Below are 7,870 nucleotides of genomic sequence, written 5' to 3' on the forward strand. Positions count from 1 at the left end.
TTATGATACTCTTAATTGATAATTACGATTCATTCACCTATAATTTGGTGCAATACCTCAACCGCTTTGACGAGGTTCTCGTCCTCAACAATCAAGACCCCAGACTCTTTGACAAGGCAAATGAAGCAGACGCCTTGGTCCTTTCTCCAGGACCTGGTTGGCCAAAAGAAACCAATCAACTGCCTGACCTCATCAAACAGTTCTACGACAAAAAACCAATCCTGGGCATTTGCTTGGGGCATCAGGCAATCGCTGAGATCCTGGGAGGCAAACTTCGCCTAGCCAAGCGAGTCATGCATGGCAAACAAAGCCTCATCACCACTCGTAGCTCGTCCAGCCTCTTTCAAGGGCTAGAGGAGAAAGTGACGGTCATGCGCTATCACTCTATTGTTGTGGATCATTTGCCAAAAGATTTTGTTCTGACTGCGACAGATGAGACAGATGGTGAGATAATGGCTTTTGAACACCGTAATTTGCCCTTATTTGGTCTGCAATTTCATCCCGAAAGCATCGGCACACCAAACGGCATGGCCATGATTGCCAACTTTATGGACGTGGTTGCCACTTATAAAAGGAGGAACTAGCATGCCTGATCATCTAGCGCTGAGAATGCGCCCCAAAACCATCAGTGAGGTCATTGGCCAAAAACACTTGGTTGGCGAAGGTAAAATCATCCGCCGCATGGTCGAGGCCAAAAGGCTATCTTCTATGATCCTCTACGGTCCACCTGGTATTGGAAAAACCTCGATTGCCAGTGCCATTGCAGGCACAAGTCAGTATGCCTTTCGCACTTTTAATGCCACGGTCGACAGCAAAAAACGGCTCCAAGAAATCGCTGATGAGGCAAACTTTTCAGGAGGCCTTGTGCTACTTCTTGATGAAATCCATCGACTCGACAAGACTAAGCAAGATTTTCTACTGCCACTTCTTGAAAGTGGTACCCTTATCATGATTGGGGCCACCACTGAAAACCCCTTTTTCTCCATTACACCTGCCATTCGAAGCCGTGTGCAGATTTTTGAGCTGAAGCCCTTGCAAAATACGGACATCAAGGACGCACTCAATAGAGCCCTTACAGATAAAGACCGCGGCTTTGCCTTTGACGTGACCTTAGACGAGGACGCCCTTAACCTGATTGCAACGGCTACCAACGGAGACTTGCGCTCCGCTTACAACTCTCTGGATTTAGCGGTCATGTCTACGCCTCCTGATGAGACGGGAAACCGTCACATTGACCTCGAGACGGTGCAAAATTCCTTGCAACGCAGTTACATCACCATGGACAAAGATGGCGACGCCCACTATGATATCCTGTCTGCCTTGCAAAAATCCATCCGTGGCTCTGATGTCAATGCCAGTCTCCACTACGCTGCTCGCCTGGTCGAAGCTGGGGACTTGCAGAGCCTAGCCAGAAGGCTAATTGTCATCGCCTATGAGGATATCGGCCTTGCCAATCCCGATGCCCAGATACATACCGTGACCGCCCTAGAGGCTGCTCAAAAAATCGGCTTTCCAGAAGCGCGTATCCTGATTGCAAATGTCGTGATTGACCTAGCCCTCTCCCCAAAGTCCAACTCAGCCTACACCGCTATGGACGCCGCCCTCAAAGACCTCAGGCAATCTGGAAACCTCCCCATCCCTAGACACCTCAGAGATGGCCACTACGCTGGCAGTAAAGAACTAGTCAATGCTCAAAGCTACCGCTACCCTCACGACTATCCTGAAAAATGGGTCCACCAGCAGTACCTGCCCGACAAACTGGCGCACAAGAACTATTTTGATCCAAATGAGACCGGAAAATACGAACGTGCTCTAGGCGCTAACAAAGAGCGAATTGATAAGCTTTCGAGTAAAAATTAGCCCCACCATTTCAGCAAACGATTTCATTTTTTGTGTTTAGGACTTGAAAAATTCTGAAAAAGTGGTATCATAAAAGCATAGAAATAGTGCTGTGGCATACGAATTCACATCTAAGTGTTGACCGACTATCTTTTTGTATTTTCGGGAAACAAAGTCTATCTCTAGTGTGCAAGCCGTTTCACGCGGAAGCAGTCTGAAGAGAAGCACGTTACCCACCTGTCTATAATGTGCGGGATCAATACAATACGTGAATCAGCGGTGCCAATACAGCATTCTAGCCTCCTTAGCTCAGTTGGTAGAGCAGTAGACTCTTAATCTATGGGTCACAGGTTCGAGCCCTGTAGGGGGCATCATACATAAAAAAAGCCTTTCACCAAAGGCTTTTTTGCTTATCTTAAGAAGATTTTTTGCGAAATTTGTTGCTATTTCAAAAAAAATGTTTAACTCCTCAATTTTTGATTAGTTTATTCATCTTAATTACGCCTATAGACTAGTTAACTTATTAAATAATTATATCTCAAATAGAAACTTAATTAATATATTTTTTTGGATAATGGGTAATTAAATAATAAAAAATACCTAGTTTTGGTTATTATATTTTTCAATTAGTTTGAAAAAATTTTCATAAGCAACTTTGCTTTTTAACACTTCAACCATTTCAGGTGTTAAAATATCCTTTACATCATTATTCGGAGAGATCACCTTACTCAATATAAAGTTTTTCATCATTAAAGTAAGTGGCCCTCCAATAGCTTCTTTGTAGTTAAACCCTAAAAGTTGCATTGTTTTCAATGTATCGACATCTATTAATTCTTTAAATTGATTATACGAGTCTATTTGTTCAGAAGCTGATTTTAAAGCTTCTCTGTCATTTGGGTTAATAGAATTAGTCTGTGCTTTTGATATAATTTCTATTATCCTATTTACAGTATTATGTAAATGATCTATATCTTCATCACTAATCTGAACTCTTTCTAACTCAGACTGATATGATTGAGCTATTCTAATTGCTTCCTGTCTTTCATTTATTAATTCAGATACCACTTCATCATAAACTTTTCTTACTTCATTAATATCCTTTGAAGTTTTTACGGTTTTAATTTTTTGAGTAATAGCACTAACAGTGCTTTTAATTGCTAATTCTCCTAAACTAGTACCTAGAGAAATTAATTCCGGTGATATGTTTGTCATTGTAAATCTCCTTCTTGATAACTTGTTTTTATTATATTTTATCACTAAAATTGATAATTTAATATGAACTTTTTCAAATACAACACATATAAAAAAGCCTATTAATATTATATTCCACATATATAATCATCCCTCAGGCAAAGACTCATTTTTTGAATCAATTTCGTTTGATGGACACTTACGAGATAGGTATCTGCTAAAAATAACACATAAAGCCCAATCTCAATCCCTAACCATACAAGGAAACCTGTAAAATCATTTGATACTAGTTTATTTAGCATCATTGACAGAGTTACTGATGCTCCAATTAAACATGCAGATTTAAAACTTATTAAAATAATATGCATAACATTTAGACATTTATATTTCAAAATATATTTTTTCATAGTGTCATTCCCTCAAATCTGTTTTTTTACATTCATCACATGTTACAGTTGTAGGAGTTGCGCTAAAACGAAACTCCTGCTGCTAGATGATATCTCTAGTCTAACAGCAGGAGTTTCATTCTTAAAAAAATTGTCATATAAGGGAATTTAATAAGTCTTGATAATCGTTTTCTCTTGTTAAGAGTAAACTTTCGGCACCTAAATGCCTCAAGCAGTCTAAAGCTGATTCAACTTTGTTCTTACCCCTTTCTACTTTGCCTAAGAGTATCCAATACGTTCCTAGTAATATACTATATTCAACTCTTTCGTAGAGATAGACCTCAGGGATGGCATTCGTTTCAAGGACGTCAATATAATATTTGGCATAATTAAGTTCTTTTCTATCTAGAAAAATAGAGATACCATTTAAAATAATATCAATTTTAACTTTCTTGTTTTCTTCATTATTTCCAAATAATGTGGTTTTGTAAACTATTTCTTTTATTAGTAAATGTAATGTATTCGTGGGAACAGCGGACATGCTATTTCCTAAAATTATCAGTTCTCTTTTTCCCCACTGATCTATATCAAATAAATAATCCGAAATAATCTCAACATTTTTAGTGTTTACATCAGCACCAGTAACTGATATTAAAAAAGACTCAATCATTATGGCATTGTATAAAAATGGTTTTTTAGAAGTGGACTGATAGTTTTTAATTTCTTCTGCATAATATTTTTTAAGGGCAGGTATGTTATTTTGCTGAAAAGCTTTACTAACCTTTGCTAATAAGGCATCGATTTTTGTCGGGCTATCTTTGGATAACATCCCGTAAAATTCTGCTATACTGACATCTAGATTGTCGAGAATGCATAGAAATCGTGACAAGGATATTTCGGATTCTCCACGTTCAAATTTCGATAAAAACGACACAGACAGGTAATCCCCTGCAACATCTTTTAATGAGAGTTTTTTTGACTGTCTCATTTGCTTTATTAAAGCTCCCATATCAGTAGTATCAAACATCGCATATCTCCTTTGTCTTTATTATAGCAAAAAGCACTGCGGTCTGAACGTTTGAAAGGGGGTGTGTTTAATTGACTCAGGAAAATGGAAGACTTAAGCGAAAAAATTATTTCAATTGTGGTTCAAAAACCATGTATGACATTATTTGTTTCGTATTTTTCTCCTCCCAATTATCATTTTTTGTATAGCATATTGTAGTAATCTTATATAAAGTCGTTTTATTATTTACTCTTCCTAAATGATCTGTGTACTCTATATGCAATCGAACAACAGGTTCCGGTATTTTTAAATCTTTTGAAAGATTTTCTACAGCCGAGCCAATATTCCACAGCATATTAAAATATGTTCTATAGACTTGCAAATAAATAAGATTTAATGGTAAAAAGATGTTTTCTTCATTATTAGGTAAAAGATATTCTAAATACCTTTCCTTTTTTACATCTTTTTCAATCCATACTTGAGCACCTTTTACTTGTAACCAATAGCCTTTATCACTTTTAAATAGTTTCATTTTTCTTATTGAACTAAATGTGTATTGATTTAAGTCATTATCTTCAATATATTTAATAATTTTGTCAAAGTTTAGTATTTCAAAAGAATATTTGATATCAGTGATGGCATTTCTGCCTAAATTTAAAATTTTTATGCTTTTATTTGAATAATGGACTGAATTGGGATTTATATTTTTTATCTGTTCGTAAAGAATAGACTCTCCAATCTCAAGTTCAACTTCACTAGTTACACACCTTAACCTTGGCTCATTTGCTTTTCTTTCCTTTTCTTTTTCTATCGTCAATTCTCTATTAGAAATAAAATAAGTTCCAAAGACAACTAAGGTTGTTCCCAAAATTGAACTATAATAGTTAAGCCATGCGTCTGTACTTCCACCGATAATTGAAATTCTGCTTGCTTTCATGATTAACCCTATGATAAAAGTAGTTATGATAAATAAAGCTGAATAAATTGATGCTATTTTTAAATATTTCTTTCTCATAATTAGCGTATTAATATCCCTTGAAAATTCTTTTATATATATTATAACATTTTGATTTGTGTTCCAAATAGAATCATTTTTACACACTAATTAGCTTTCCGACATTATTTTTCCAGTACTAAATTTTTAAAATTCTAATGGCAAAAAAACCTTTATTTAAAAGCTTTTTTGCTTTTTAATCATTTCTGCAAGCGTCACCTGACGAGGACTATTATCTTGTTCATTTCTAGCAATCTGATAGCACTCGCTTTTTATCTATCTAAGAAATAGGTTTTTCTTTATTATTAAATTTGAGCAATCAAAAACAGCAAACCTTTTTTGGTTTACTGTTCCTCTGTTATTTTTAGCTATTTTGATGGTCTGAAGAATTATCAGACGTATCCTTCTTATATTTATTAGCAAATGATTCACCAATAGCCACCAATCCCGAACCTCAACATGTAAAGACTGCAACCAACAAATTACTTGTGGTTCTATTGAAAAAACCTAACATCGCAGCAATGCAGAAACATATTGCCCTAATATAGAAAACAAGTGCTATTTTTCTGCGTACCAGCCAATGCCCTCATCATGCCAGCCGACACGGGCTAAGTGTTTGGCTTCGTCTTTGGAGGTGGTGTAATGATGACTCCCTGCACCACGTGTGTTTGGATTATAGAGGCGATAAACTGGGATAGTGCCGCCTGAGTGCCAACCGATATTTTCTGAGCGCCAGCCGAGTGTGACTAGAACATCGTGTTCGCCTTTTGAGACGGTGTAATGGTGGTCGCCATTATTAGGGTTGTAAAGACGATAAACAGGCTCTCCGAGGATAGGAGCATGCCAACCAATCCCTTCAAAATGCCAACCAACTGCTGATAGATGGTTCTTCTCTCCAAGAGCAGCGGTATAGAAATGCTCACCAGAATTAGGGTTATAAAGACGATACATAGCGTTCGTATTGGCAGATACCGTTACTGTAACTGGCTCCATATAAATCTCTTGAAGTCGCCAATTCGTGCTTAGTCCTAATTGCTTCAATTCATTACTAAACTTAGGATTCTTACTAGGATCAGAAAGACCAAATGTTACTACAGCTTTCCCCGGTTTCAGTGCTTTCCATTCGCCGTTCTCACCAAAACTCAACACACTCGGATCAGAACTCTCTAATGTAAAAGAGTATTGTGTTTTAGCTAAATAATGATCCATTGGACGTTTTACCTGTCCAACTTGACCTACGGTTAACTCTGGAGGTAATCCTACATATTCATAACCAGTAAACGTTGAAATAGAGTCTAATACGCTATCCGTTTGAGTTACTGCAGAGACATGACCCGCTGCCTCATCAGCCACAATAGTCCCTGAACCAATGGACACTAAACACAAAGCAACTGTCGCCAGCGCTAACAAAGATTTTTTCATCATCGTTTCTCCAATCTCCTTGGCTTTGAAAACAAACCGAGGGCTTTCTCACTCAAGCTGTTTGCTAACAGCTCCATTATATCATGTCATAAACCGTTTTTCCAGACCTTTTACTAGCTTCCAATCGCAAACCTATCAGTCAGCACCGACTAGTTCCCTAAAAAATCGGCAAGACGGCAAATAGTAAAAAGAGATTGATCAAAAAGGCATAGAGAAATACCATGCCCCATATCAGTAGGCTGAGTTTTCTAGTCAACACGCCCATGGCGATGGTGATTAAGCCGATTGCCACAAAGACCCTTTTCATGATAAAAAGATAGATTGGGATTCCAAAAAAGAGGGTGTCCCAAGATATCAAAAAGGTGACAATCCATAGCAACCATCGCCGCCGAAATATAGTATTTTGAATAATCATTGATGAACTGTTTGAGGCGCGTCATGTTACCTTCCTCCTAAAACCTTATACTTGTGACTATTATATCCTTTTCTCTGCTTTTTTTAAACAATCACTGGTTTGTTTCTCGTTCTTTTCGTTTATCTGACGCCAAAAAAGCCTGAACTTCCAAGTGAAGTGTCAGGCTTTTTGTTAAGATGATGAACAAATGTTATATTGAGGGTTTAGTCTTCTTTGCGCTTTGGTAAGAAGGCTAGCGCACCGACGCTTGCAAGAACTGCCATAGCTGCTGCGGTGAAGAATCCTGTTGGAGCTTGCTCACCAGTAGATGGCAAGACTGCTTTCTTGTCTTGGCGCATGATTGGTGCAGACGCTTTTGTTGCTTTTTGTGCTTTAGGAGCGTCTTTTTTGTCTGTGTGCCCTGGGATTGGAGTTGCTGGAGTCAGCGCAGTCCAAGGCAGGCTGTGTTTTTCAGGGGCTTTTGGTGCTTCTGGTGACTTAGGAGCGTCTGGCATTGTCTCAGGCGCTTTTGGTGCTTCTGGTGACTTAGGAGCGTCTGGTTTGGTTTCAGGAGCTTTTGGTGCCTCTGGCGACTTAGGCGCTTCTGGCATTGTCTCAGGAGCTTTTGGTGCCTCTGG

The 7,870-nt window shown here is 38.1% G+C and carries 9 protein-coding genes, 1 tRNA gene and 1 other RNA gene; 4 read left to right on the forward strand and 7 right to left on the reverse strand.

Going from position 1 to position 7,870, the window contains the following annotated elements; translation table 11 throughout:
- The first annotated feature begins 2 nt into the window (after positions 1-2).
- The 4 genes from AKK44_RS06320 to AKK44_RS06330 all read left to right on the forward strand — a co-directional run bounded on the left by AKK44_RS06320 (position 3) and on the right by AKK44_RS06330 (position 2,210).
- On the forward strand, positions 3-584 hold the full coding sequence (locus AKK44_RS06320) for an aminodeoxychorismate/anthranilate synthase component II (RefSeq protein ID WP_054278985.1): 582 nt from the start codon (positions 3-5) through the stop codon (positions 582-584).
- 1 nt (position 585) lies between these two features.
- Positions 586-1,860, forward strand: coding sequence for a replication-associated recombination protein A (locus AKK44_RS06325; RefSeq protein WP_054278986.1), 1,275 nt, complete (start codon positions 586-588; stop codon positions 1,858-1,860).
- Positions 1,861-1,943: 83 nt separating this feature from the next.
- Positions 1,944-2,137: non-coding RNA, 6S RNA (gene ssrS, locus AKK44_RS08755), on the forward strand.
- Positions 2,138-2,210, forward strand: a tRNA-Lys gene (locus AKK44_RS06330).
- Positions 2,211-2,439: 229 nt separating this feature from the next.
- Here the strand turns inward: AKK44_RS06330 and AKK44_RS06335 are convergent.
- The 7 genes from AKK44_RS06335 to AKK44_RS06365 form a co-directional block, all read right to left on the reverse strand.
- Positions 2,440-3,051 (reverse strand): hypothetical protein, encoded by a 612-nt coding sequence (locus AKK44_RS06335; protein ID WP_201777506.1) that lies wholly within the window; start codon positions 3,049-3,051, stop codon positions 2,440-2,442.
- A gap of 107 nt (positions 3,052-3,158) precedes the next feature.
- Positions 3,159-3,437 (reverse strand): hypothetical protein, encoded by a 279-nt coding sequence (locus AKK44_RS06340; protein ID WP_054278987.1) that lies wholly within the window; start codon positions 3,435-3,437, stop codon positions 3,159-3,161.
- Positions 3,438-3,570: 133 nt separating this feature from the next.
- Positions 3,571-4,443 carry a helix-turn-helix domain-containing protein gene (locus AKK44_RS06345; RefSeq protein WP_054278988.1) on the reverse strand — a complete coding sequence of 291 codons (873 nt, stop codon included), beginning with the start codon at positions 4,441-4,443 and terminating at the stop codon, positions 3,571-3,573.
- A 106-nt stretch (positions 4,444-4,549) separates the two neighbouring features.
- Positions 4,550-5,437, reverse strand: coding sequence for a hypothetical protein (locus tag AKK44_RS06350; protein ID WP_152911075.1), 888 nt, complete (start codon positions 5,435-5,437; stop codon positions 4,550-4,552).
- Positions 5,438-5,974: 537 nt separating this feature from the next.
- Positions 5,975-6,841, reverse strand: a complete 867-nt coding sequence (locus tag AKK44_RS06355; RefSeq protein ID WP_054278990.1) for a hypothetical protein — start codon at positions 6,839-6,841, stop codon at positions 5,975-5,977.
- A gap of 245 nt (positions 6,842-7,086) precedes the next feature.
- Positions 7,087-7,278, reverse strand: a complete 192-nt coding sequence (locus AKK44_RS08925; RefSeq protein WP_054278991.1) for a hypothetical protein — start codon at positions 7,276-7,278, stop codon at positions 7,087-7,089.
- Between the two features lie 178 nt (positions 7,279-7,456).
- Positions 7,457-7,870, reverse strand: a 414-nt coding sequence (locus AKK44_RS06365; protein ID WP_152911076.1) for an LPXTG cell wall anchor domain-containing protein, incomplete at its 5' end; no start/stop codon positions are given.

This window comes from Streptococcus phocae (assembly GCF_001302265.1).
Classification (GTDB): Bacteria; Bacillota; Bacilli; order Lactobacillales; family Streptococcaceae; genus Streptococcus; species Streptococcus phocae.